The sequence below is a fragment of the Marinobacter xestospongiae genome (genome assembly GCF_023156385.1).
GTDB classification, from domain to species: domain Bacteria; phylum Pseudomonadota; class Gammaproteobacteria; order Pseudomonadales; family Oleiphilaceae; genus Marinobacter; species Marinobacter xestospongiae.
In genome coordinates this window covers 45029-70766 of the sequence record NZ_JAKZAK010000022.1, presented here as the reverse complement: position 1 = coordinate 70766, position 25738 = coordinate 45029, and the positions used below count along the sequence as shown (strand labels likewise).

24 protein-coding genes are annotated in these 25738 nt (G+C 64.8%); 8 read left to right on the top strand and 16 right to left on the bottom strand.

All coding sequences use genetic code 11. The features are described from left to right. Positions 1 to 92 precede the first annotated feature (92 nt). Together astA and MLD24_RS15915 are read left to right on the top strand one after the other, a co-directional pair. Entirely contained in the window at positions 93 to 1250 is a 1158-nt protein-coding gene (gene astA / locus MLD24_RS15920) for an arginine N-succinyltransferase (protein ID WP_248167926.1), read from the top strand. Continuing rightward, complete coding sequence (locus MLD24_RS15915; RefSeq protein ID WP_248167924.1) at positions 1240 to 2049, top strand: DUF1338 domain-containing protein; 810 nt, start codon at positions 1240 to 1242, stop codon at positions 2047 to 2049. The genes astA and MLD24_RS15915 overlap by 11 nt, the downstream gene beginning before the upstream one ends. Positions 2050 to 2123: 74 nt before the next feature. On the opposite strand, the gene MLD24_RS15910 is transcribed toward MLD24_RS15915, so the two are convergent. From MLD24_RS15910 to urtA, 7 genes are all read right to left on the bottom strand, one after another. Continuing rightward, entirely contained in the window at positions 2124 to 2474 is a 351-nt protein-coding gene (locus MLD24_RS15910; RefSeq protein WP_248167922.1) for a zinc ribbon domain-containing protein, read from the bottom strand. A gap of 5 nt (positions 2475 to 2479) precedes the next feature. Then, positions 2480 to 3712, bottom strand: a complete 1233-nt coding sequence (fmdA, locus tag MLD24_RS15905) for a formamidase (protein ID WP_227173139.1) — start codon at positions 3710 to 3712, stop codon at positions 2480 to 2482. Positions 3713 to 3856: 144 nt separating this feature from the next. Next, the gene (gene urtE / locus MLD24_RS15900) at positions 3857 to 4546 is read right to left on the bottom strand and encodes an urea ABC transporter ATP-binding subunit UrtE (protein ID WP_248167920.1); all 690 of its coding nucleotides are present in this window, start codon (positions 4544 to 4546) and stop codon (positions 3857 to 3859) included. Positions 4547 to 4573: 27 nt separating this feature from the next. Then, entirely contained in the window at positions 4574 to 5326 is a 753-nt protein-coding gene (gene urtD, locus MLD24_RS15895) for an urea ABC transporter ATP-binding protein UrtD (RefSeq protein WP_227173137.1), read from the bottom strand. Continuing rightward, positions 5323 to 6459, bottom strand: coding sequence for an urea ABC transporter permease subunit UrtC (urtC, locus tag MLD24_RS15890; RefSeq protein WP_248167918.1), 1137 nt, complete (start codon positions 6457 to 6459; stop codon positions 5323 to 5325). The genes urtD and urtC overlap by 4 nt, the downstream gene beginning before the upstream one ends. A gap of 12 nt (positions 6460 to 6471) precedes the next feature. Then, positions 6472 to 7395: an urea ABC transporter permease subunit UrtB gene (gene urtB, locus MLD24_RS15885; RefSeq protein WP_227173135.1), complete on the bottom strand. Its 924-nt coding sequence runs from the start codon at positions 7393 to 7395 to the stop codon at positions 6472 to 6474. Positions 7396 to 7487: 92 nt separating this feature from the next. Beyond that, positions 7488 to 8669, bottom strand: a complete 1182-nt coding sequence (gene urtA / locus MLD24_RS15880; protein ID WP_227176188.1) for an urea ABC transporter substrate-binding protein — start codon at positions 8667 to 8669, stop codon at positions 7488 to 7490. 307 nt (positions 8670 to 8976) lie between these two features. Between urtA and MLD24_RS15875 the strand changes: the two genes are divergently transcribed. Together MLD24_RS15875 and MLD24_RS15870 are read left to right on the top strand one after the other, a co-directional pair. Beyond that, complete coding sequence (locus tag MLD24_RS15875) at positions 8977 to 12342, top strand: hybrid sensor histidine kinase/response regulator (RefSeq protein ID WP_248167916.1); 3366 nt, start codon at positions 8977 to 8979, stop codon at positions 12340 to 12342. Next, positions 12326 to 13237: a response regulator transcription factor gene (locus MLD24_RS15870; RefSeq protein WP_248167914.1), complete on the top strand. Its 912-nt coding sequence runs from the start codon at positions 12326 to 12328 to the stop codon at positions 13235 to 13237. Before MLD24_RS15875 ends, MLD24_RS15870 begins: the two co-directional genes overlap by 17 nt. Positions 13238 to 13251: 14 nt before the next feature. Here MLD24_RS15870 and MLD24_RS15865 read toward each other — a convergent pair whose 3' ends face one another. After that, positions 13252 to 13479: an acetyltransferase gene (locus MLD24_RS15865; protein WP_227173132.1), complete on the bottom strand. Its 228-nt coding sequence runs from the start codon at positions 13477 to 13479 to the stop codon at positions 13252 to 13254. A 72-nt stretch (positions 13480 to 13551) separates the two neighbouring features. Beyond that, on the bottom strand, positions 13552 to 13806 hold the full coding sequence (locus tag MLD24_RS15860; protein WP_248167912.1) for a DUF2164 domain-containing protein: 255 nt from the start codon (positions 13804 to 13806) through the stop codon (positions 13552 to 13554). Positions 13807 to 13920: 114 nt separating this feature from the next. Here MLD24_RS15860 and MLD24_RS15855 point away from each other — a divergent pair, with 114 nt between their 5' ends. Both MLD24_RS15855 and MLD24_RS15850 read left to right on the top strand, forming a co-directional pair. Continuing rightward, the gene (locus MLD24_RS15855) at positions 13921 to 14397 is read left to right on the top strand and encodes a carboxymuconolactone decarboxylase family protein (protein ID WP_248167910.1); all 477 of its coding nucleotides are present in this window, start codon (positions 13921 to 13923) and stop codon (positions 14395 to 14397) included. Positions 14398 to 14403: 6 nt separating this feature from the next. Further along, entirely contained in the window at positions 14404 to 15300 is an 897-nt protein-coding gene (locus MLD24_RS15850) for a sigma-70 family RNA polymerase sigma factor (RefSeq protein ID WP_248167908.1), read from the top strand. A 22-nt stretch (positions 15301 to 15322) separates the two neighbouring features. On the opposite strand, the gene MLD24_RS15845 is transcribed toward MLD24_RS15850, so the two are convergent. From MLD24_RS15845 to MLD24_RS15835, 3 genes are read right to left on the bottom strand one after another with little or no spacing between them, the layout of a single operon-like run. After that, a complete protein-coding gene (locus tag MLD24_RS15845; protein ID WP_248167906.1) occupies positions 15323 to 17443 on the bottom strand; it encodes a patatin-like phospholipase family protein in 2121 nt (706 codons plus the stop codon). Further along, positions 17440 to 19752: a c-type cytochrome gene (locus tag MLD24_RS15840; RefSeq protein ID WP_248167904.1), complete on the bottom strand. Its 2313-nt coding sequence runs from the start codon at positions 19750 to 19752 to the stop codon at positions 17440 to 17442. Before MLD24_RS15840 ends, MLD24_RS15845 begins: the two co-directional genes overlap by 4 nt. Positions 19753 to 19791: 39 nt before the next feature. Next, positions 19792 to 21435: a di-heme-cytochrome C peroxidase gene (locus tag MLD24_RS15835; RefSeq protein WP_248167902.1), complete on the bottom strand. Its 1644-nt coding sequence runs from the start codon at positions 21433 to 21435 to the stop codon at positions 19792 to 19794. Between the two features lie 236 nt (positions 21436 to 21671). Here MLD24_RS15835 and MLD24_RS15830 point away from each other — a divergent pair, with 236 nt between their 5' ends. Further along, a complete protein-coding gene (locus MLD24_RS15830; RefSeq protein ID WP_248167900.1) occupies positions 21672 to 22697 on the top strand; it encodes a histone deacetylase family protein in 1026 nt (341 codons plus the stop codon). Here MLD24_RS15830 and MLD24_RS15825 read toward each other — a convergent pair. From MLD24_RS15825 to MLD24_RS15810, 4 genes are all read right to left on the bottom strand, one after another. Next, the gene (locus MLD24_RS15825) at positions 22694 to 23215 is read right to left on the bottom strand and encodes a C40 family peptidase (protein WP_227173123.1); all 522 of its coding nucleotides are present in this window, start codon (positions 23213 to 23215) and stop codon (positions 22694 to 22696) included. The genes MLD24_RS15830 and MLD24_RS15825 overlap by 4 nt on opposite strands. A 20-nt stretch (positions 23216 to 23235) precedes the next feature. After that, a complete protein-coding gene (locus MLD24_RS15820; RefSeq protein WP_248167898.1) occupies positions 23236 to 24072 on the bottom strand; it encodes a hypothetical protein in 837 nt (278 codons plus the stop codon). Positions 24073 to 24080: 8 nt separating this feature from the next. Further along, positions 24081 to 24407 (bottom strand): DUF7709 family protein, encoded by a 327-nt coding sequence (locus tag MLD24_RS15815; protein WP_227173121.1) that lies wholly within the window; start codon positions 24405 to 24407, stop codon positions 24081 to 24083. Positions 24408 to 24514: 107 nt separating this feature from the next. Beyond that, positions 24515 to 25105: a TetR/AcrR family transcriptional regulator gene (locus tag MLD24_RS15810; protein ID WP_248167896.1), complete on the bottom strand. Its 591-nt coding sequence runs from the start codon at positions 25103 to 25105 to the stop codon at positions 24515 to 24517. Between the two features lie 147 nt (positions 25106 to 25252). Between MLD24_RS15810 and MLD24_RS15805 the strand changes: the two genes are divergently transcribed. Beyond that, complete coding sequence (locus MLD24_RS15805) at positions 25253 to 25726, top strand: HPP family protein (RefSeq protein WP_248167893.1); 474 nt, start codon at positions 25253 to 25255, stop codon at positions 25724 to 25726. Positions 25727 to 25738 lie beyond the last annotated feature (12 nt).

Sequence of the window (25738 nt, the reverse complement as noted above, 5' to 3'; positions counted from 1 at the left end):
CACTGATTCGTTAAATCTGAAACTGCAAGCTGACAACAGTGGTCGCGATAATAGCGGGTATCCCTGACAGGTCCCCGACCCGGAGCTTGCCCATGATCATCCGTCCCGTTGCCCATCACGATCTGGACGCCCTGCAACAGATTGCCGTCGAATCCGGCCCCGGCTTCACCTCGCTGATCGACGACCGGACGTTCCTCCGTGACAAGATCCAGCACTCCATCGACAGCTTTGCCCGCCGTGTCTACGAACCCGGCCAGGAGAGCTACCTGTTCGTACTGGAGGACGAGGACAGCGGCGAGCTCATGGGCACCACCGGTATCGAGGCCAGCGTAGGCCTGAGCAGCCCGCTGTACCATTACCACAAGAGCCGGGTGGTGCATCATTCCAGCGAGCTGGACCTGTTCAACAGCGTTGAAGTGCTCAACATGTGCAACCACTACACCGGCTGCACCGAGATCTGCACCCTCTACCTGCGCCCCAGGTTCCGTCGCGCCAATGCCGGCAAGCTGTTGTCCCGGGTCCGCTTCCTGTTCATGGCCCAGCACCCGCAGCGTTTTGCCGACACCGTCATTGCCGAGATGCGCGGGATCTCCGACGACAACGGCGAATCGCCGTTCTGGAACTGGTTGCGGGTGCACTTCGTCAATCTCGACTTCGCCACCGTGACCCACCTTTCCGGCGCCGGCAACAAGCGCTTCATTGCCGAGCTGATGCCCAAATACCCGCTGTACACCAACCTGCTCAGCGCCAGTGCCCGCGACGTCATTGGCCAGGTACATCCGGACACCCGCCCCGCGCTGGCGATGCTGGAGCGTGAGGGCTTCCGCCACAAAGACTACGTCGACCTGTTCGATGCCGGCCCCACGGTGGAGGCCGAACGCAGCCAGATCCGCAGCATCGCCCAGTCCCGGCAATGCCGCATTCAGGTGCTGGATGCGGATACCGCCGTGCTCGACCCCGGCCCGGTGTGTGGCGAAGGTGAGCCGCTGCTGCTGGCCAACACCGCCACCGCCGGCTTCCGCGCCACCATCACCGAGCAGGCCCGCTACCTGCCGGAGCACCGGTTGCTGCAGATACCGGCCGATCTGGCCAGCCAGCTCAGCCTGGAGGAAGGCGCCATCGCCCGTTTTCTGCCGCTGAACACCGGCTCTGGCGAGCGCCAGACCGCGGAGCACTGGTCCTCGCCGTCAGCTATCCGTTTTTCCAGTCTCAACCGGTCCAATACCGAGGAGTTCCGCCATGCACTCTGATCGCGACACCCTGTTCCACCACCTGTGGGAGAACTACAAGACCGTGACTCCGTCGGCGGAGCGCATCCACCAGTTGCTCGGCGGCACTCAGGCGGATGAGATCATCAACGACCACATCGCCCTGCGTACCTTCAACCTGCCCAGGGTTGGCCTCGACAAATTGGCCGCCCACTTTCTCAGTCTCGGCTACGTCCAGGGTGGCGAGTACCACTTCGAAGCCAAGAAACTGTACGCCCGCCACTATGAGCATCCGGACCCCACCGCGCCCAAGGTGTTCATCTCCGAACTGTTGGTGGAGCAGTGTTCACCGGAACTGCAGGCGATCGTCGGTGAGCTGGTGGCCCAGGTTCCGGCGCAGGCGGTCGAGGCCGATGATTTCCTCTACTCGGGTACCCACTGGCAGGTGGACTACGCCACTTACCAGCAACTGCTGAAGGAGAGTGAATACGCCGCCTGGATGGCTGCCTGGGGCTATCGCGCCAACCACTTCACCGTCAACATCAACGAACTGGCCCGGTTCGACTCGGTGGCCGAGGTGAATGCGGTACTGAAGGCCGAAGGCTTCCCGATCAACAGCTCCGGCGGCGAGATCAAGGGGTCCCCGGAAGCCATGCTGGAACAGTCCTCCACCATGGCAGACCTGGCGGAAGTGACCTTCCGTGACCGGGCGGCGGTGATTCCCAGCTGTTTCTACGAGTTCGCCAAGCGCTACCCCACCGCGGACGGCTCGCTGTACAGCGGCTTTGTTGCCGCCTCGGCGGACAAGATCTTCGAGAGCACCGACGCCGCGGGCATGTAGGGCGGGCGCCAAAACCCAGAAGCATCAGCGGGATATGTAAAAACGCCGGCCCGAGCGGGCCGGCTGGCAGTTTGCTAGTGGCTGATCATCCATGGCCGCATCGACGGGAACATCTTCTTGCCATCGGCGGTGTAGAACAGCTTGGGCCGGCTGTTCGGTGAACCGCAGCCACACTGCTGGCGATGACCAGCGTCCTCCTGCCGCTGGGCGGCGGTGGAATGCAGCGGTTCATGACGGGCCCGCTCGTTGCGGTCCATTGCCCGGCGCTGATCCGGCGCCATCCGTGGCAGGTTCGACGGCATCACAATCACCCGGGGCGCGAGGCCACCGCAGTCGGGACACGGCGCCGGTTCCGCCGCTTCGGCCAGGGTGGCAAGGCGATGGAACAGACCGTGATCGCGGCACTTGTAGTCATAGACCGGCATGGTCGTTACTCCTTATCCGGTGATTTGGGCACATCCATCCCCCCGGTCACCTGGGTGGTCGGGCCATCGGCACTGGGGTTGATGTCAAAATCGAAAATGCCGGTGGGCAACCACAGGGTGGCACAGGCGTTGGGCACATCCACCACCCCACTGATGTGGCCCTCCACCGGGGCACAGCCCAGCAGGGCATAGGCCTGGGCCGGGCTGTAGCCAAACTTGGACAGGTACTCGATGGCATTGAGACAGGCCTGGCGATAGGCCACGTGCACGTCGAGGTAGTGCTGCTGGCCCTGTTCATCCACCGAGATGCCCTCGAAGATCACATAGTCATCGTACTTGGGCTTGATGGTACTGGGTTTGAACACCGGGTTCTTGATGCCGTACTTGGCCACCCCGTCCTTGATCAGGTTGACCCGCAGGTGAATCCAGCCAGCCATTTCAATGGCGCCACAGAAGGTAATTTCACCGTCCCCCTGGCTGAAGTGCAGGTCCCCCACCGACAGCCCGCCGCCTTTGACGTACACCGGGAAGTAGACCTTGGAGCCTCGCGACAGATCCTTGATGTCGCAGTTGCCACCGTGCTCCCGCGGCGGCACGGTGCGGGCGGCTTCGGCCGCGGCGTCCTGGGCGGCATCGCCACTGAGCCGGCCCATGTGGGCGGTGTCCGAGAAGGGCAGGTTGGCCAGCGCCGGTACCCGCTCCGGGTCAGTGTCGTAGAGCGCCTTCTCGCGCTGGTTCCACTGCTCCAGCAGCTCCCGTGACGGCAGGCAGCCGATCAGGCCGGGGTGGATCATGCCGGCGAACTCGACGTTGGGAATGTGGCGGGACTTGGTGAACATACCGTTGAATTCCCAGATCGACTTGTGGGCCTCGGGGAAATGCTCGGTCAGAAAGCCACCGCCGTTCTGTTTGGAAAAGAAGCCGTTAAAGCCCCACTGGCTTTCATCAAAGGCACCGATATCGAGAATATCCACCTCCAGCAGGTCGCCGGGCTCGGCGCCCTCCACCGCGATCGGGCCGGACAGGAAGTGCACCTGGCTGAGGTCAACGTCACGGACGTCGTCGGCACTGTCGTTGTCCTTGATCTGGCCACCGGTCCAGTCGTAGCACTCGACAATGAAGTCATCTCCGGGTTTGACGGTAGCCACCATGGGGATGTCCGGATGCCAGCGGTTGTGGATGGCATCGTTTTCGTAGGCGGATTTGCTGAGGTCGATCTTGATGATGGTTTCGGCCATAACGGCGTCTCCTTGAACAGTGGTTGAGTCGTATGGTCATTCCAGTATCGGCCCCGACCGGAACTCCAGACCATACGGCAATCACCCCGGCCAACTGCGCCAAATGACGTAGGGGCCTAACTCGGCGCAGCACCTTCGCCGGAGCTATACAGAAAGATAGGAGGCTATCGTTGCCTCGTCCACGTCTTCTCGTTGCTGGTCCTGAACTATTTTCCCCTTCTCGATCACCAGGATGCGGTCAGCGATGTCGAGGGCGAAGCTCAGCACCTGCTCAGAGACCAGAATCGACAGGCCGCGCTGGTCGCGGATCAGCTTCAGGGTGCGCGCCATGTCCCGGATGATGGAAGGCTGAATGCCCTCGGTGGGTTCATCCAGCAGCAGCACCTTGGGGTCACTGGCCAGGGCCCGGGCAATCGCCAGTTGCTGCTGCTGACCGCCGGACAGGTTGCCGCCCCGGCGGTGACGCATCTCCAGCAGCACCGGGAACAGGTCATACAGATCCCTCGGCACACGGCGGCGGCCGGTGCTGGTCAGGCCGGTCTCGATGTTCTCCTGCACCGACATGGTGGAAAACACCATCCGGCCCTGGGGCACAAACGCCAGTCCCTGGCGGACCCGTTGGTGGCTTTGCAGACCGGACAACTCCTGCCCTTCCAGCCGCACCTGGCCCGACGCCGACGGAATCATGCCGATCAGCGATTTCATCAGCGTGGTCTTGCCCATGCCGTTACGGCCCACCACCGCAACGATCTCGTTGGCGCCGAGGGTGAAGTCCAGGCCATGGAGCACTTCGCTCTGGCCATAGCGGACGTGGTAATCGGATACTTGCAACATGCGGTGTCCTCCTGAGTGTCCCGGCCGCTAATGCCCGAGATAGACGTCGATGACCTGCGGGTCCTGCTTGACCGCCTCGGCACTGCCTTCGGCGAGGATGCGGCCCTGGTGCAATACGGTGACCCGGTCGGCGATTTCGGCGACAAAATCCATGTCATGCTCGATCACAATCACCGACCGGCCCTGGCTAATGCGCCGCAGCAGGTCCGCGGTCTGGCGCCGCTCGGTGATCGACATTCCCGCCACCGGCTCGTCCAGCATCAGCAACTGGGGGTCCTGGATCAGCAACATGCCGATCTCCAGCCACTGCTTCTGGCCATGGGACAGCAGCGCCGCCGGCTCTTCGAGCCGCTCCGTCAGCAGCACCGTGGCCGCCACTTCCCGCACCTTGTCGATCACCGCCTGGTCACGGCGGAAGAACAGCGAACCGAACACCCCGCGGCCGCGGGGGTAGCAGATTTCCAGATTCTCGAACACCGTCAGGTCATCGTAGATCGACGGCGTCTGGAACTTGCGCCCAACCCCCGCGCGGACGATGTCGTGTTCCCGCAGCTGGGTCAGCTCACGGTTGCGGAAGCGCACCGAGCCGGCGGTGGCCCGGGTGCGGCCGCAGATCAGGTCCAGCACCGTGGTCTTGCCGGCACCGTTGGGGCCGATGATGACGCGGATCTCACTGTCGTCGACGTAGAAGCTCAGATCGTCCACCGCCCGGAAGCCGTCAAACGACACCGTCAGCCCCTCCACCGCGAGCACAAAATCGGTATTGCTGCCATGACTCATTGCGCACCTCCTTCCAGGGCAACCGGCGCCTGCGACCGCGATGGCCGCCCCAACTGATCCAACCAACGTGCCACCCGATCCCCCAGGAACTGCTGGTAGAGACCCGCCAGGCCGTTGGGAAACGCCATCACCACACCGATGAACAGCAACCCCATGGCAAACAGCCACAGCTCCGGGAAACTCTCCCCGAACACCGTTTTCGCCAGGTTCACCAGCAACGCGCCATACACTGCTCCCAGCAGCGACAGCCGACCGCCCACGGCGCAGAAGATCACCATCTCGATGGACGGCACGATGCCGACGAAGCTGGGGGACATGAAGCCTTCCTGCAGGGTGAACATGGCACCGCCAATGGCGGCAAAGGCCGCGCCCACGCAGAATACGAAGATCTTGAAGCCGGCGACGTCGTAGCCTGAGAAACGCACCCGGTCCTCCTGCTCCCGCATCGCCAGCAGGATGCGCCCCAGCTTGCTGCGGCGAATGAACTGGGCCACCAGCAGGCAAACGAACAGCAACCCGACACAGACGAAATAGAACACGTAGCTGGCAAAGTCGGTGCGAATGTTCCAGCCCAGCAGGGTACGCAGGTCGGTGATGCCGTTAACCCCGCCGGTGTAACCCTGCTGACCGATGATCAGGATGGTGAGGATGGCGGCAATCGCCTGGGTGATGATGGCGAAGTAAACCCCGCCCACCCGCCGCTTGAACATCGCCACACCGATCAGGTAGGCGAACAGGGTCGGCACCAGCAACACCGCCAGCAGACTGAACCCCAGACTCTGGAACGGTTCCCAGAACCAGGGCAGCTCGGTGAGCTGATTCCAGTCCATGAAGTCGGGAATGCCGGGGGTACTCTGGATGCGGGTGCTCTCCGGGTCCGACGACTCCAGCTTGAGAAACATCGCCAGGGCGTAGCCGCCAAGGCCGTAGAACACCCCCTGGCCAAGACTGAGGATGCCGCCGCAGCCCCAGCACAGCACCAGGCCCACCGCCACGAAGGCGTAGGTGAGGTACTTGCCCACCAGGTTGAGGCGGAACACATCCAGCGACAGCGGCAGCACCAGCAGCAGCAACACCGCCAGCACCGCGAAGCCCAACAGGTCGTGTCGGGTCATGAAGGTCGTACGAAACATGGCATGGGCCTCCTAGCGACGCACTTTGAGAGCAAACAGGCCCTGGGGACGGACCATCAGGATCAGCACCACCACCATCAGCGTCAGCACCTTGGCCATCGAGCCGCCGAGGAAGAACTCCAGGGTGGACTGTGCCTGGGAGATGCCAAACGCCGAGGCGACCGTGCCCAGCAGACTGGCGGCACCGCCAAACACCACCACCAAGAAGGTGTCGACGATGTAGAGCTGGCCCGACGACGGCCCGGTGGAACCGATCATGGTGAAGGCACTGCCGGCAATCCCGGCGATGCCGCAGCCGAGGGCAAAGGTGAGCCGGTCAACCCGCGCGGTGTTGATACCCACCGCACCGGCCATCGGCCGGTTCTGGACGACAGCCCGCACCTGGCAGCCCCAGCGGGACCGGAACATCAGCAGCGCCACCGCAAGGGTGACCCCCACCGCCAGCACCATCACGAAGATGCCACTGACCGGCAGCTCGACGATGTCGGTGACCGGATAGGAGCCGGTCAGCCAGTCGGGAATCACCACCCCCACCTCACGGGCACCAAAGATCGAACGATAGGCCTGCTGCAGCACCAGGCTCAGGCCCCAGGTGGCCAGCAGGGTGTCCAGTGGCCGCTGGTAGAGAAAGCGGATCATGCTCCATTCCACCAGCATCCCCAGCAACGCCGACGCCAGGAATGCCAGCACAATGGCGACAAAGAAATAGCCGTCGAACAGCCCGGGGGCGTATTCGGCAAACAGGTTGGAGGTCAGATAGGTGACGTAGGCCCCGAGGATCATGAACTCCCCGTGGGCCATGTTGATCACCCCCATCTGACCAAAAATGATGGCCAGTCCCAGCGCCATCAGCAGGAACACCGAGAACAGGATCAGCCCGGCGAAACCCTGCATGGCGAAGATGGCCGTCAGTTCGGACATGGAATAGTCAAACATGGTTGGTCCTCCGGCCTGTCATCGCTGGCAGGCACTGTGGATAACGGAAGCATCGACGGGCTGCGCCCGAGCGGGCGCAGCCTGGCAAGGGCTTACTGGTAGCCTTCCGGGAAGGGGTCGGGTTCCATCAGCTCGGCAGTCTCGTGGACCACCTGGTACTGGCCATCCGCTCCTGCGCGGCCAATGCGGGTACGGGACCACAGGTGGTGGTTTTCATGGACCCGGACATAGCCTTCCGGCGCGGTGTCCAACTCCAGGCCGATGGAGGCCTCGCGCACCCTGTCGACGTCGAAAGAGCCGGCTTTCTCCACCGCCGCCTTCCACAGCCAGGGACCGAGGTAGGCCGCCTGGGTGACATCGCCGATCACCGAATCCTCACCCCAGCGGGCCTTAAAGGCGTCCACGAAGGCCTGGTTATTGGCGTTGTCGAGGCTCTGGAAGTACTTCATGGCGGCGTAGGCGCCTTCGATGTTGTCGCCCCCGATACCGAGAATCTCGTCTTCGGTGACCGAGATGGTCAGCAGGGTGACGTCATCCTCGGTGAGATCGATGCCGGCCGCTTCCAGCTGGCGATAGAACGCCACGTTGGAGCCACCCACGATGATGGCGTAGATCACATCCGGTTTTTTCAGCCGGATGCGGTTGATGGCGGAGTTGAACTGGGTGTGGCCGAGGGGAAAGTAATCCTCCCCCACGACTTCCAGCCCCAGCACGTCTTCGATGTGCTTGCGGGCAATTTTGTTGGAGGTGCGTGGCCAGATGTAGTCCGACCCCAGCAGGTAAAACGTCTCGGCACCCTTTTCCCGGGCCACCCAGTCCAGCCCCGCCAGGATCTGCTGGGTGGCCTCCTGGCCGGTGTAGATCACGTTGGGCGACTGTTCCAGGCCCTCGTAGAACGTCGGGTAGTAGAGCATGCCGTTGTACTGCTCGAAGATCGGCAGTACGGCCTTGCGGGAGGCCGAGGTCCAGCAGCCAAACACCGCGGCAACGTTGTCCTGCCGCAGCAGTTTGCGGGAGCGCTCGGCAAAGGTGGGCCAGTCGCTGGCGCCGTCCTCCTGGACATACTCGATCTGGCGTCCGAGGACGCCGCCCATGGCGTTGATCTGCTCAATGGCGAGAATTTCGGCCTGCACCGACCCGGCCTCGCTGATGGCCATGGTGCCGGTCACCGAGTGCAGGATGCCGACCTGTACGGCGTCATCGGTCACCGCCAGGCCGGTGGTGTTCACCTCATCGGTGGCGGGCACCGCCGCCTGTGCCGAGGCCGACAACATCAGTCCGGCCGCCAGGGCTTTCAGCCGTTGCCAGCCCCGGGCTGGCGGAGGGGAAATGCGGGAATGTCTGGAAGTCATGGTGGGTCCTCACGTGGTTGCAATCCTGTCTGGAGCTCGGACAGTGACGGCGTCACGAACCGCCACCGTCTGCTCACATTCTGTCCACGTCGCCGTTGCCGGCCCATTCGGCAAATGCCCCACCCCGCTACGTCATTTGACGCATGGGCCTCCCGGGATCAACGAGTTACAACACCAGCATGGCACGGCTTTTGTAACAGCCAGCGGGAACTCTTGGCGGAAACCATCCATGCACACCAGGCAAAACATCTTTCGCGTGCGCCGACGCTACAACCAGTGGGTCGCCAACCAGACCCTGGAGGACTATGCCCTGCGCTTCACCGCCAAGGGCGCGCGGCACTGGTCCGGCCGGCGAGTGGTCAACACCGCCCTGGGCGCCATTTCCTTCCTCGCCCTGGAAGCCATTGGCGGCGCCATCACTCTCAGCTTCGGCTTCACCAACGCCCTCGCCGCCACCCTGGTAGTGGGGGCCATCATCTTCCTGGTGGCTTTACCCATCAGCTACTACGCCGCCCGTGACGGCGTCGACATTGATCTGCTGACCCGCGGTGCCGGCTTCGGCTACATTGGCTCCACCCTCACCTCGCTGATCTACGCCTCCTTTACCTTCCTGTTCTTCGCCATTGAGGCGGCCATCATGGCGATGGTGCTGGAACGGGTTGCCGGCGTGCCGCTGACCGTTGGCTACCTGCTGTGCTCACTGGTGATCATCCCGCTGGTCACCCATGGCATCCGTACCATCAGCCGCTTCCAGTTGTGGACCCAGCCGCTGTGGCTGGGACTGCAGTTGCTGCCATTCATCGCCATCGCGGTGGTGGCGCCGGACAGCCTGGGACAATGGCAGGACTTTCAGGGGCGTGCCTCATCGGAGGGCGACGAGTTCAACCTGCTGCTTTTTGGTGCAGCCTCGGCGGTGGTGTTCTCCCTGATGGCCCAGATCGGTGAGCAGGTGGACTTCCTGCGTTTCCTGCCGGCACCGGCGGCGGGCCAGCGCGGACGCTGGTGGAGCTGGGTGGTACTCGGTGGCCCGGGCTGGATCGTGATTGGAGTGCTCAAGATCCTCGCCGGCTCGTTTCTGGTCACCGTCGCCCTCGGTCACGGCCTGGCGGACGACGACGCCAGCAACCCCGTCACCATGTATCAGGTGGCGTTTGGCTACCTGGTGCCCTCACCCGCCGTCGCCCTGGCTCTGACCGGGCTGTTCGTGGTGCTGTGCCAGCTCAAGATCAACGTCACCAACGCCTACGCCGGCTCCATCGCCTGGTCCAACTTCTTCTCCCGCCTCACCCACAGCCACCCCGGCCGGGTGGTGTGGCTGGTGTTCAATGTCGCCATCGCCCTGCTGGTGATGGAACTGGGCATCTACCGTGCGCTGGAAGCCACGCTCGGGTTCTACGGCCTGGTGGCGGTGGCCTGGGTGGGCGCCCTGGCCGCAGACCTGGTGATCAACAAACCACTGGGGCTGAGCCCGCGCTACATCGAGTTCAAACGCGCCCACCTCTACGACATCAACCCGGTGGGGGTCGGCAGCATGACCCTGGCAAGCGTGACCGGGATGCTCTGTTACGCCGGCGCCCTGGGCAACACCGCCCAGGCCCTGGCCCACTTCCTGACCCTGGCCACTGCCCTGGCCGCCGCCCCGACCCTGGCCTGGCTGACGAAGGGGCGTTACTACATCGCCCGGCCCTGGCAGGCCATCGACAGTGGCGGCCAGCGCATCCCCTGCTCCATCTGCCAGCACCGTTTCGAGCCCGAGGACATCACCCACTGCCCCGCCTACGGCGGCACCATCTGCTCCCTGTGCTGCACCCTGGACGCCCGCTGCGGTGATGGCTGCAAACCCGGTGCCGGTTACCGGGACCAGCTACGGCACTGGTTCGGTGACTGGTTGCCCGCCGCCTGGCAACCCCATCTGCGCACCCGGGTCAGTCGTTTCCTGACGCTGATGGTGCTGATCAACGGCGCCTGCGGCCTGCTGCTGACGCTGATCTACCACCACACCACGGTGACCTCCGCCACCGAGCAGCTGCTGATGTCCAGCACCCTGTGGCAGGTGTTCTCGGTGCTGATCATCATCACCGGGGTGGTGTGCTGGCTGTTCGTGCTGGCCCAGGAAAGCCGGCGGGTGGCGGAAGAAGAATCCCACCGCCAGACCCGCCTGCTGATGGCGGAGATTGCCGCCCATGAGAAGACCGATCAGGCCCTGCAACAGGCCAAGGAGCACGCCGAGGCCGCCAACGATGCCAAGAGCCGCTACCTCACCGGCATTAGTCACGAGCTGCGGTCGCCACTCAACGCCATCCTCGGCTACGCCCAGTTGCTGGAGCACGATCGCAGCATCCCCGAGCACCGTCGCGAGGCGCTGTCGGTCATGCGTCGCAGCAGCGAGTACCTTGCCGACCTGATCGAGGGACTGCTGGACATCTCCAAGATTGAAGCCGGACGGCTGGAGCTGCACCGCGGGCCAGTGCAGCTGGAACTGCTGATGACCCAGCTGGTGCACCTGTTCCGGCTGCAGGCGGAAACCAAGGGGCTGGCGTTCCACTACCACGGGCCCAGCCGGCTGCCGGCGGTGGTCACCGGCGACGAGAAGCGCCTGCGACAGATCCTCATCAACCTGCTGTCCAACGCCATCAAGTACACCGACCACGGTGAAGTGTCACTGACCGTGCGCTACCGCAACCAGGTGGCGGAATTCACCGTGCACGATACCGGCGAGGGCATCGCCGCCGACAACCTCGAGCGCATCTTCCACCCCTTCGAACGAATCCGTACCCCCGGCGTCAGTCGCACCGGCACCGGTCTCGGGCTCACCATCACCCGACTGCTGACCGACATCATGGGCGGCGACATCCAGGTCGACAGCGAGCCCGGCCAGGGCAGTTGCTTCCGGGTCAGCCTGATGCTCGCCAGCCAGACCCCGGTTGCCAGCCCGGTACCACAACCCCCGGCGGACATCGTCGGCTACCACGGTCGCCGCCGCCGTCTGCTGGTGGTGGACGACGACCCGTCCCACCGCCAGCTGATGGTCGCGATGCTGTCGCCACTGGGGTTTGAGGTGCGGGGCGAAGCCAACCCCTGGCGGGTGCCCGGGCAATTGGCCAGCTTCCACCCCGACCTGGTCCTGCTGGACGTCGCCATGCCCGGACAGAGCGGTTGGCAGGTGCTGGCAACCCTGCGCCAGAACACACCGACCCTGCCCGTGGTGATGGTGTCGGCCGATGCCCAGGAAGGCCAGGATCAGCCCGAACGCCATGACGGCTATCTGCTCAAGCCGGTGCGCCTCGACGCCCTGCTGGCATTGTTGGCCCTGCGACTGGATCTGCACTGGCAGACCCGGACCGTCAACGCCCCTCAGGAGCCGTCAACGGCAGCAGCGCCGATTGCGGCGACCCTGACGCCGGAGCAACGCAGAACGCTGGCGGAACTGGTGGCCATCGGCCATCGCAAGGGCCTGCAGCAGACCCTGCTGACCCTGCGGGAGCAGGGCGTACTGGCTGACGCAGCGGCCAATCGACTGATCGCCCTGGCCGGGGACTGCCGCTTTGACGATCTGCTGACCGAGCTGGAGGAAAGCCATGAATCTGAATGCTGACAACGCCACCGCCCCGGTGGTGATGGTGGTGGACGATTCCGTCGATAGCATCCGCATGGTCAGTGATGCCCTGGAGGCCGAGGGCCTGACCGTGCTGGTGGCCCTGGAGGGACGCCAGGCCCTGACCATCGGCCAGACCCTGACCCCCGACCTGGTGCTGATGGATGCCCTGATGCCCCAGATGGACGGCTTTGAGACCTGCCGTCGGCTCAAGGCACTGCCGGGTCTGACCGACACGCCGGTGATCTTCATGACCGGGCTCAGCGACACCGAGCATGTGGTGATGGGGCTCAATGCCGGCGGCGTCGACTATGTCACCAAACCCATTGATACCACCGCGCTGCTGGCCCGCATGCGGGTGCACCTGGCCAATGCCCGCATGGCCCGCAGTGCCCGAGCAGCCCTCGACAGCACTGGCCAGAAGCTGTTCGCCTGCGATCTCCGGGGCGAGACGCTGTGGGCCACCCCGGCCGTCCAGCAGCGTTTGCCCGCCGCCGATCAGCCAGCGGGCGAGCGCTTTCGCGAGAGCCTGGCGGGCTGGCTGCAACGGCTACCACAACCCGGCCACAGCCTGCCGCTCACCCTCGGGGATCAGGAGCTGGCGATCGAGTTCCTGGCCCTGGTGGACCGGCGGGAATACCTGCTGCGACTGCACGAACCGCAGCGCCCGGATGCCGCCAGCGAGGCGCTGCGTCAGCGCTTTGAGCTGACCGGACGGGAATCGGAGGTGCTGCTGTGGATCGCCAACGGTAAAACCAACCGGGAGATTGGCCAGATCCTCGACATGAGCCCACGCACCGTCAACAAACACCTGGAGCAGGTGTTTCGCAAGCTGGGGGTGGAAAACCGCACCTCTGCCGCCGCCACTGCCATCAAATGCCTGGGGAGCCTCTGATTAACGCCTCAGCGTTAGGCTGATTGGCGGGACTCACCTCGGCGGTAGTCCGCATCCGTCCAGCACCGCGGCAGGGCCTCGCCGGACGGGAAGCTGAGCCGGGTCTTGTCGAACGGCTCGGGGTCCTGGGCTTCCTCACCGAAGTGCAGACAGCCACGCACGGTGGCGGAAAACGGGTTGAACAGGGCCTGCAGGTCCAGCACCTCGACCAGGTGTCCGGTTGCGGTTTCGGCCAGTAACATGCTGCCTCCCGGGGATACTCCCCTTTCGCCATGGACCTGCCTACAGCATAGCCCCCTCACCCAAGAGTGCCATCAGCGTCGGGAGGGCAGCGGTTTTTCCAGCTCGTCAATTGCCTCGGTCAGGCTGTCCAAGCGGTTGGACAGCGCCGCCTGGGCATCGAACAGGCCCTGATTGTAGTAGTGAACGCCCAGTTCCCGGGTGATGAAATCCAGCAGGAACTCGGCATCGAACTGCTTGAGTTCCTGGTCCAGCTCGATGTCAAAATAGGCCTGCAGCCGCTGCACCAGGTCTGCTTTCTGCTCTGCCGAGAAGCGGATCTCCGTCATTTGCTGTGATCTCCCTGACTGTCACCGGAAAAAATGTTCTGTTGATGTCACAACGCCGCACGCTGTGTCGTCTTAAGGGGTGACAGCTTATCCCAACCCTCAAGGAGACTCCCAATGGAAGCAAGACTCGATCCCCCAAGTGCCGCCCCGGAGGCCTACCAGGCCATGGTGAAACTGGAAGGTTACCTGCAGCAGTGCGGGCTGGAGTACAGCCTGATCGAACTGGTCAAGACCCGAGCCTCGCAGATCAATGGCTGCGCTTTCTGTCTGCACATGCACACCACCGACGCCCGGGCTGCCGGCGAGTCCGAGTTGCGCCTGCACCTGTTGGCGGCGTGGCGCGAGTCCCCCCTGTACAGCCCGCGGGAACGCGCCGCCCTGGCCTGGACCGAAGCGCTGACCCTGGTGGCGGACACCGGCGCCCCGGACCGCGACTATGAAGCCGCCAAGGCACAATTCAGCGACCGCGAGCTGGTAGACTTGACCCTGCTGATCGGTGCCATCAACACCTGGAACCGGTTGGCCATTGGCTTCCGCCTGATTCACCCGACCGAATCCGCCGGCAGCACCACCGCCAGCCACGATCACTGAGCAGCCATGACAGACGATGCCCTGACCCTGTTCCAGCACCAGCGCCCGCGACTGGCGGCGCTGGCCTATCGTATGCTCGGCTCGGTAAGCGAGGCTGAAGACATTCTGCAGGATGCCTGGTTACGCTGGCAGGGCATCGGCCTCGGCGACATCAATAATCCGGCGGCCTACCTGTCCACCCTGGTCAGCCGGCTGTGTCTGGACCGCTGGAAGGAAGCCCGTCATCGACGCGAACACTACGTCGGGGAATGGCTGCCGGAACCGCTGGTTGCCGAGGCCACCCCGGACGCCGAACACCAGTTGGAGCAGGAGGTCTGTTACGCCCTGATGCTGGCGCTGGAGCGGCTCAGCCCGCTGGAGCGCGCGGCCTTTCTGCTGCACGACGTGTTCGAGCTGCCATTCCAGGAAGTCGCGCGGGCACTGGCCCGCAGCGAGCCCGCCTGCCGTCAGCTGGCCAAGCGGGCACGGGATCGGGTGCGGGCTGAACGGCCACGGTTTCCGGCGCCACCGCCTGATGGCGAGCGTCTGGCGGAGGCGTTCTTCACCGCCGCCCGCAGCGGCGACGAATCCACCCTGCGCCAGCTGCTGGTGGAGGATGCCCGCCTGCACAGCGATGGCGGTGGCGTCCGGCCAGCGGCACTGCGGCGGATCGACGGCGTCGACCGGTTGTGCCGACTGTTCCTGGCCCTGGCCCGCAAGAGCGGATACCCGCGCTGGGCGGAAGCGCTGCCGATCAACGGCCAGCCCGGCTGGCTCTCCGTCGAGCAGGACGGCACCCTGCAAACCACCGCGCTGACGCTCCAGCATGGCCGTGTGACCGATGTCTACATCACCCGCAATCCCCACAAACTGAGCCACCTGGCCCACCGGGTGCCGGCCGACGCCTGGCTCCCCCTGCCGTGACGGCCGCTGTTAGAAACTGTCGTCAGGCATCGCTGGTCCGGGGGCAGTCCGGAGCTGCTCCGCGTTCCGCCCGGGCAAACAGCGTCGCAAAGTCCCGCGGCGCATCGGCAAGGATTGCGGTCATCAGCTCCAGACCCAGCTGGCGGTAGCTGTCGAACTGCATCTCGTCGAAGAACTGGTCGGCCGTGGTCTGGTTGGGGAAGGAGGGGTTGCGACGCCAGTAGGCGTAGATGTCGGCGCTGAGCCCCGGACACAGCGACGCCCGCAGGTAGAGGATCTGCCCCTCGCTGCCATCGGCATAGCGCACCCGCCCCCAGACGTAGGCCCGCTCCGCCATACCATCGGCGGTCCGGCGCACCAGATCATCGGCGCTGAGCATCACTTCGGCGTCGAAGTCGGCCCTCACCCGCTGGATGGCCCGGCCCAGGTCCGACAGCGAGGTGTCCGGATCGGCACCGGCATCGCTGATAACAATGAACCGGCAGCGCCGGCGAACCAGTTCGTAGAGCCCCAGATTGTCGAAATGGCCGCCATCGGAAAGGTGGATTTCCGCCTCCGACTCCGCCAGACCAAGACCCAGCATTTCCCGCAGCATGTAACGGTACCAGCCCGGCAGCCAGCGCCACTGGCGGATACTGCGGGGATTACGGGTCCACACCCCGAGCCGCAGATTGAGCAGCGTCATCAGAAAACTGAGGGGGCGGGAACGGGTACTGAAGGTGTCCGGGTCCACCGCCGCACCAGACACCGCAAAGGCGGTGGAGAGCGTCATGGCGCCACCGAGGTAATCACCGGTATGACGATAGCCGGTGGCCGCCGAACCGCAGTACAGCGGGCTCAGCACCATCGACGCGCCGCCCCGGCTTTGCAGCCGCTGGCGGCGGGAATTGCGGGTGTTGAGGGTGGTGTTGATCAGGTGCAGCGGTGCCCCGGAGGACGGATGCAGTTCCGTAAGCCGGAACCGCAGCGGGTCCTTGGGCCAGTCGGCGGTCTCCGAACCGGGGTTGGCAACCACCGGCAGGTAGGCGTCGGCCAGCCGGCCCCGGTAAAAGCTGTGCATCGACAGGGTGTTGATGTTGCCCACCAGAGCCAGTACCAGGGACAGCCCCAGCCAGCCGATGTAGAGGCTGGAACCGATCAGGCCGGTATCGGTGCAGAGGTAGTACAGCAGGGTCAGGAAACCGTACAGCAACAACCCCAGGCCGGCCACGGCCAGGCCGCCACCCTGCTTGCGGGCCAGTCGCAACGACCACAGCCCGGTGGCCATGGGGCCCAGGTACGTCAGGTGGTGCATCACCCCCGCCAGCCGTTCACTGCCAAACCGGCTCAGCGCGGCCATCTCCAGATCTGCCACTACCGGCAGCAGCCCCACCACCAGTCCCATCACAGTTGTCGCCAGGCACCAGCCCAACACCAGCCGCAACCGACGTTCGGTGCGGTGACCCGCCGGCCCGCGTTCGGAACTGGCCAGGGCAAATACCAGCAGCACCAATAGATACAGCCCCGCACTCGCCAACCCGGTCAGCAGCAACAGGATAAATCCGTCATGTCCGGAGATGGCCTGAGCCCCGGGCAGGTGCAACCAGACGGGCCAGGACACCGACCACCACTCGGCACTGGCCAGCGCCACCAGGCCCAGCAGCAATGGCATCAGCACCAGCAGATTGAGCAGGGTGCCCGCCAGGATGGAGGCTCCCAGAGTCCAGCCCGAGATGCCTTTGCCGTTGATCAGGTAGTTGCCATGGGCCCGCAGCCAGTCCAGCACGGTACCACGGCCATTGGCCAGCACGGTACCACGGCCATTGGCCAGCGGCGCCGCGGCGATGTCCCGCTGCTGACAGACCGGAAAGTGGGCCCGCAGCCAGCTCAGGCAGGCGGCAATGTAGCCACCGCCGGAAACCGACGACAGGTAGTCCACCTGATGCAGCAGCCCGGCCCGGGCCAGGGCCTGCAACACCCCCAGGTTGAAGGTGGCGGAACGGATACCGCCACCGGACAGCGCCAGTGCGGTGATGGGCGCATCCTCGGCCACATCCTGGCCACAGGCCCGTCGCCGGGCCTGAATCCATTGCCGCTCGGCGGCCTCGACCTCGCTGAAGTCTTCGGTGTAGACCGGCTCCGGGCGGGGTTCCCGGGCGGTCATACCCCGCCCTCCCCAAAGCAGTTGGCCGCCGGCGGCTGATAGCCCTGGTCGCGGGAATCCCGATGGACCTTGAGGTATTCCAGCAGGGCCATCTTGTCGTTATGGCTGAGGATGGGGCCAATGACCCCCTGCGGCAGCGGCTGGGCGTCGGGGTCCGCCAGGTGCTGCTGCCACAACTGCGGATCGGCGGCGAAGGCGTGACCACTGTTGTGGTTGCCGGACACGGTGGTATCAAACCAGAAGCCGTCGCCGTCACCCTCGCTCTGGACATCGTAGCCCAGGTGCTCCGGATCGTAGCGGCGGGAGCCCACCAGGAAGCGTTCGCTGCGGGTTTCCGGCGGCGACAGCAGCTGGTAGATGGTCGGTACCGAACCATTGTGGAGGAACGGAGGCGTGGCCCAGACGCCGGCCAGCGGCCGCGGTTTGTAGCCGCGAACCTGCTGCGGCAGGTCAAGGGTGCCAAACCCTTCCACACACTGCTGCTGGTCAAAGTCCAGGCGCTGATCAGCAAAGTAGCGGTTCTTGACCAGGATACCGACGACGTTCAGGGCCTCGCCCTCGGTCAACCGGGTCACATCCAGCGCATCCAGCTGGATGTCGGCGTAATCCTGGCCATGCTGGAGTTGCCACAACAGCGCCACGGTCTGGCAGTCGAGGTCGCAGCTGAGCGGGTCCGGGGCGGGGGTACGCACTCCCGGTACCGATGGCAACGGCACCACCAGCTCGCTCAGACTGGCCAGCAGGGCGTCGAAGCGGGCCTGCGGAATGCGGGCGTCCGGCGACTGGGTCGGGTAATCCGCCAGCAACGCCGGCAACTCACCCAGCGCCAGCCCCTGGCGCTGGCGACCGTCAATGACTTCACGCAGACGGTATCGCACCTGACGCACCAGTTGCCGGTACAGTAACGGACGCAACGCGTCTTCCAGATCCGCATCGGTCAGGCCGGTGGGGCTGAGGTCATAACGGCGATCCATGAAGCCATCGGCGGTTGCCGGATCGGTGCCGATGTGGGACGCCGGAATCACCTCAATGCGCCATTCACTGTCAGCCGAGGGCTTCAGCGGTGCCAGCGCCTGCTGGCGAGCCTCCGACACCCGATGGGGACCGTGACAGCTCTGGCAGTGGCGGGCAAACAGCCCGGCGCCCCGGTCCGCCAGGGCGGTGTCTACTTCCCCCAGCAGGGTATCGGGCCAGGTCGGCGGCTGCAGCGATTGCAGGGTATGCTCGATGGCCACCAGGTCCTCGATCCGTACCGAACTGCGGAAACGCTCCGGCGCCGGCAACGGACCATCGGTATCGTTCAGCAGCGGAATCCGTGCCCCAACCCCCATGGCCTCGCCAATATTGCGGGCCAGCGGCTGGGCAACCGAGCCATTGTACTGCACCCAGCTGAATTTCCAGATGTTCCACAGATAGGGGTAACTGACCGGGGCGTTGCCGGGCTGGTAGTTGCCGGACGGCGAGTTGGCCGGCTTCAGGTGGTCGCCAAAGACGGTGTTGCCAATGCGCCCCAGCGCGTCGGTTCGACCATAACCTTCCTGCACCGGGTAAAGGTGACCAAAGGGATTGTTCTGGGGACTGCTGGCAAAGGCCCTGACCGATGCCCACAGCTTGTCACGCAGTTCGTACTTGCCGTCCGGGTAGCGCTGGGCCAGCACCCGGCGGGCGAATTCATCGAACTTCCACGGCACCAGCGCGGTGTAGAACAGCGAGGCCACCAGTTTCGGGGCAAAGGCACCACGGGTGGTGTCGGTGAGCGCATGCATCGCCTGGCCACCATCCACCCTCAGGGCGTAGCGACGACCCTCCCGCTCCATGTGCAGTTCACCGGTGTGGCAGGCGGCGCAGGAGACATCCAGCAACTGATCGCCAGTGACCGGATCAAAATGGCGGGTGAAACCGACCGGTAACTGGTCCGGGTTGCCCGCCGTGGGCGCCGGGTCCACCAGAAACCGGAGCTGGCGCAGGTGATCCGGATCGGCGAAGCGCTGGTCCGAGAACGGCAGTTCCAGATGCACAAACCAGTCGTAGCGGACCGCCCCGGTGGTGGCGCCCTGGGGCATGGAGGTGCCCTGGGGGGTGTAATAGTAGTGCTGGCGTGGCGCCGACTCCCGCCGGACGCCCCAGCCCTGGTCCAGATACACCACTTCGTCCACCTGCTCCAGCGGTGGCACCGACGAGGTCGGCCACAGCATGTACCAGGCAAACAGCGCCACTGCGGCCAGCAGCAGGACCAGGGCCAGAATAACCAGCCACTTCAGGGCCTTGCCACACCAGAGCCAGAGACGTTGAGACAGGGATAGGGTCATGATGCGTTCCTTGTGCGATTTCAGGGCCGATCCCGGCCGCTACAGACTCTTGAGGTATTCGATCAGCGCCAGCCGGTCCGCCTCGGACAGGTCGGTGCCATAGACGTGGCCACCGTTGTGGTTTCCCGGCAGCGAGGTGTCGAACAGGCTGGTGTGCGCTCCGGCGGTGCTATCAAAGCCCACCCGTTCCGGATCGAAGTGGGCGCTGCCGACATGGAACTGCCGGGGACGCTCGGACGGCGGCGTCAGCAGATCAAACAGCGTCGGTACCGAACCGTTATGCAGGTAGGGCGCCGTGGCCCAGACGCCAGCCAGCGGACGGGCCTTGTACTGGCGGGGTTCGTTGGCCGGCTGGGTGCCATACACTTTCTGGTAGTCCTTCACCGCTGCCACCACCGCCTCCACCGGATGGCGCAGGGTGGCGCCCATGGCGGCATGGACCACCATATCGATGGTGCGGGCCTGCTCGCCAAAGCGGTCACCCGCCAGCACGAACTGCTTGCGGCCCTGCAGGGCGCCGGTGTCTGCCCGGGCGTCGATGAAGTTGTCCGCCATACGCGGATCGGTACCCACTTCGGTCAGCGGCACCAGGGTCACCCGTAGCGATTCCTTGGCCTGGTTGCGGTCACTGAGCTGGTGGCAGGCCAGGCAGTTGTTGCGGTAGAGGGTCTCACCACGGGCCACCCGGTCACTGTCCAGGGCGCCCAGCAGTGACGCCGGCCAGCGTGGCGACTGCAGTTGGTAGTAGTGTTTCTGCAGGGTACCGAGGTTGCTGACATTCACCGAACTGGGGTAGCCGGTGCGGCCGGAATGATCGACCAGGTTGGCGGTGCCGTACACCGCCAACGCGGTGGTGACATTCTGGATCAGGGGACCGGGGGCCTTGTTGGGAGCGGAACCGTTCCACTGCACCAGATCCAGGTGGGAGGCCCGCCACAGGAACGGATAGCTCACCGGCGCATTGGCAGGACGGGCGTTGGCGGGCTCCTCCAGCAATTCCACCGCCACGGTGTTGAAGATCTGGCCAAAGGCATCCAGGCGACCATGGCCGTAGGCGGTATCACTGCGGTTAATGCCACGGCGCCAGTTCAGGTAGTCCCGGCGCTGTTGCAACTGCTGGCGCAGGGCGTCGGGGTCCTCGGGTGCCAGCGCCGTGACCAGGCGCTGGAACTTGCCGTCATCCGCCAGGGTCGCCGCCAGGCTCGCCTCCACCGCCGCTTCCAGCCCGCTGAAATCGATCAGCGCCGGGGCGCCCTCGACGATGGCCTGCTCGCCGTTGTAACGAATCACCCCGGTATGGCAGGCGGCGCAGTTGACCCCGGCCCAAAGCTGACCATCACGGGCATGGTCACGGCTGAACCCCACCGGCAGACCGTCCGGATTGAGCGGGCTGGCCTTGGCGGGAATGAAGCCGAGCCCCGCCAGGTGGGCGTTGTCCCGCAACGGTTCGTCGCTGTCGGCCTGCTCAAGGTGCAGCAGCCAGTCGTAGGGCAGAATACGGGAACCGAAGCTGAGGTGATGCATCTGCTCCCGCACCCGGTTGTCCCAGCCCTGGGCCAGTTCCTGGTAGTCGGTATCGGGAGCCGTATCGGAGTAGTGGCGAACGCCCAGGGTCACCGCAATCGCAAGCAACACCAGGGTGGTCAGGGAAACCGCGATGATTGTTCTTCTACGTGTGTCCATAGCACTCTCATAATTATCCGTAATTATGAGGTTACAGTTTAGACACTTATGTTAGTAAGGCAATTAGTCCACCCGCCAATTCATTGGTTTTACACATAGTTTTGCAATCTTTGGCCTAACATGGCCAATCGATAGCCTGCAACCGGCAAGCATGCGTCTGATCCTACGAAGGCCCCATTGAGCCACCCCGGACGCTGTGCGACAGTGGCTCCTTTGGCCAACCGGAAGCGTTATCGATGAAAACCGTGTATTCGCCCCTGCACCACCGTCGTACGGCTGTCTCCGAACTGGACGGCGGGGTACTGATCCCACCCCATGAGAACCCCAACCGGGCAGAAACCATCCTCGCCCGGGTGAAAGAACAGCAACTCGGTGAGGTGCTGCCACCCGAGTCCCATGGGCTGGCGCCGATCCGACGGATTCACAGCGATCGCTACATCGAGTTTCTGGAACATTGCTGGCGTGACTGGCAGGCCGAGGGCAAACCCGGCGAAGCCATCCCCGCGGTCTGGTCCGGGCGGGGCATGCGCGAGCGGCTGCCCAAAGACATCGACGGCCGCCTGGGTTTCTACAGCTTTGCCGCCGAAACCTCGATCACTGAGGGCACCTGGGAAGCCGCCCGCGCCGCCGTGGATGTGGCGCTGACCGCCCAGGCCCTGGTGGCCGGTGGTGAACGTGCCGCCTTCGCACTGTGCCGGCCGCCGGGACACCATGCCGCCGAGGAACTGTTTGGCGGCTACTGCTTCTTCAACAACGCCGGCATTGCCGCCCAGGCATTCCTCGACCAGGGCGCCAAACGGGTGGCGATTCTCGACGTCGACTTCCACCACGGTAACGGCACCCAGAGCATCTTCTACCAGCGCAGCGATGTGCTGACCCTCAGCCTGCACGGTGATCCGGACCTGGTATTCCCCCATTTCCTCGGCTTCGAGGACGAAACCGGCGAAGGCGACGGCGAGGGCTACAACCTCAACATCACCTACCCGCCCAACACCCCGTTCGAGGTCTGGCGCGAAGGGCTGGAGACCGCCTGCCAGCGCATCGTCGACTATGCTCCGGACGCCCTGATCATCGCTTTGGGGGTGGACACCTTCGAGGAAGACCCGATCTCGTTCTTCAAGCTCAAGTCCAGCGACTACCTCACCCTGGGGCAGCGACTGGCAGAGCTGGGGCTGCCCACGCTGTTTACCATGGAAGGGGGCTACGACGTCGACGCCATAGGCGTCAATGTGGTCAACGTGTTGAAAGGGTTTGAAGGCTAACGAAAGCGCCGGACCTGGCTGAAGCGCGGCCGCCAGTAGCCCTGGTCCAGCCGCGAAGCGGTTACGCCGACGGAGGTGGAGGCGTGAATGAAGCGCCCCTGCCCCAGGTAAATACCGGCGTGGCGCTCCTTGCCCTGCAGTCGAAAGAACACCACATCCCCGGGCCGGACCTGGCCCGGCGGCACCGCGGCCCCCGCCGCCAGCATCTGCCCGGTGGTCCGTGGCAGCACCTGCCCCAGCGCCTCACGGTAGGCGGTACGAATGAACCCGGAACAGTCAAAGCCTCCGCCATCGGTGCCACCATACCGGTAAGGCGTGCCCTGGTAGTGCTCGAAGACCTGCTGCAACCGGCTCTGGCCATCCGTTGAAGCGGCCGGCAGGGGCAACAGTGAAGGAGGTGCCAGCGGCGCTGGGCCAGGGGTACTGGCGCAACCGGCAAGCACCAGCAGGGCCGCCAGAGGCAGGGCGCGCCACCAGCCGGTCGGGCCGGGCGTTGAGTGGGGTGCTGGCTGGGTCATGAAGTGGGTGTCCCGTCGGGTCAGGATTGGGCGTTATCGTCTCCGAGCATGGCCGGCTCCCGATAGCTTTGCAACCGCCGCAGCCAGCCCGGCAACCAGCGCTGCCGCTCAATCGCCCGGGGTGCCAGCTCGGCACGGCGGGTCAACACCGCAGCGGCGGCATCGCGGAAACGTGCCAGGGCGGTGGCCCCCTCAGTGGCCGTCATCTGCTGCAGTACCTGTAACAGTCCCCAGCCCTGGCTCTGGTAGCGCTCACCGGCCGCCAGACCCTCACCCTTGAAATTGACGTAATCGAGCAAGGCATAGACGCCGCCCGGTGTGGCGCTGAGAGCCGCCAGCTGTTCCGCGATCTCGTCACGCTGGGACTCCGGCGCCGCTGCCAGCACCCGCGTCAGCGCGGTCTGGGCGCGGGCAAAAATGAACTCCGCCTGTACCCCCTGATGCTGCTGCAGGAAGTCCCGCAGGGCAACCACCCTGGGGCTGTCAGCCTGGGCCAGGAAACTGGCCCGATCCGGCCAGGGCGCGTCCAGAGGCGACAGCTCCGCCAGCCAGGTGGGCAGCGTCACGCCGCGCTCGGTCATGAAGGCAACCAGTTCCGGGAAACTCTCCACAAAGCGGTCGTCCACCGCGCTCGGGTACCAGATGAAATGGCCGATCCCCAGCGACGGAAACGCCTCCCCTTCGTTCCAGTGCACCAGGCACCGGGGACGGCTGGCGCATTCGTTGCGGAAGATCTGGGCCCCGACCCAGGCCAGTTCATCCTCACTCAGCCGCAGCGCCGGTACCTCGGCGGCGGGCGAACAGCCCGCCAGCCACAGCAGCGGTATCAACAGCAGGCAACGAAGCGCCTTGATCATGGTAATCCTCAGTTCTGCTCCGCAAGCCAGGCCAGCGCCTGCTCACCCACAAACCGGCGTCCGGGGTTGTCCCCGGCCATCCATTCCTGCGGTGAAAACAGTTCGAACAGGCCCACCTTGATCAACGTGGGTACGGCCACCGAGAGGGCGGTTTCCACCTCCCCCCGCTCGCCGCGATTGTAACGCTCAACGTTCTGCAGCATGGCGGCCACGGTGCCGGTCTGGACCCGGCTGCCATCCCGCAACTGGACCGCCGGCAGGTCTTCGCCGTCCGCCACGATCTGGCGGTTGATGCTGCCCAGGGTATCGGTGTGCTGCGGACTGTCATTGGACATGGCGTGCTCCTTGGCTTGGCTCTGATTTGATTTGACTTGATTTGATTTGCAAGCTACCAAAATTACGCCTGGCCCCTTCACACCGGTAGTGTCGCTTCGGTAATCCCCTATGCCGGCTCAGCGGCCAGACCGGCCTCCCGCAACAGCGCCGTCAGCAGCTCTCCCGCCCGCACCGCGGCGCTGCGATCACCGCAGACGTGAGCCTGGACGATACAACCCTCCTTCAGCAACAGCACCGCCTGGGCCAGCCGCTGCTGCTGCTCCGGGTCATCGGTGATCTGCGCCATCACCCCGGTGACCTGCGCGGCAATGGCGCGTTTGTGGTCGGCGCACAACTGGTGAATGGGATGAGCCGGATCGCCGTACTCGGCGCTGACATTGATAAAAAAGCAGCCGTGGAATGGCCGAATGGCCGGATCACGATCGTTGAACCAGTCGTCCAGCGCCGCGAACAGCCCGGCCAGCGCACGCTGGCCCGTGCCGGCGCGCGCCATCCGTGCCAATAGCCAGTCCCGGTAGCAGCCATCGCGATACTCAACCACCGCGGCCACCAGCGCTTCCTTGCTGTCGAAGTGGTGGTACAGGGTTTTCTTCGCCACCCCGGCGGCTTCCAGCACGCGGTTGATGCCCACCGCGTGAACCCCTTCGCGATAGAACAGCTCGAAGGCGGTGGTTACCAGGTGTTGGCGCTTGTCCATGTTGCGGTTTCCATAGTGGCGGCTCTGAACGGTGACGGCCAGATTGACACAGGGAGACAGACCTGTCTACCCTAGAAAGTAGACAGACCGGTCTACCTTTGCGTGAGCCAACACGCTCACTCCCCAAACCACCCGGAGTATCCCGTTATGAACCTGTCACTGACCACCAGCAAAACGCCCCTGATCGCCGGCCTCGGCGCCGCGGTCTGCATTACCCTGCTCAGCAGCCTCAGCAATCTGGACAGCGCGCTGTGGCTGATGGCACCGTTTGGCGCCACCATGGTGATCCTGTTCGGCCTGCCCGCCAGCCCGCTGGCGCAGCCCCGCAACATCGTGCTGGGCCACGTGCTCACCGCCGCCATTGGCCTTGCGGTGGCCGATCTGCTCGGGCTGACGCCCTGGTCGCTGGGTCTGGCGGTCGGCCTGGCGGTCACGGTGATGCTGCTGACCGACACCACCCACCCGCCGGCTGGCGCCAATCCGCTGTTGATCATGCTAGCGGGGGAGGACTGGCACTTCCTGCTCACACCGGTGGCCCTGGGCGCGGTGACCATCGTTGCCTTCGGCTACGGCTACCACCGCTGGGTGTCGCACCAGCCCTACCCTCAGCGCTGGTTCTAACACGGGTATCCC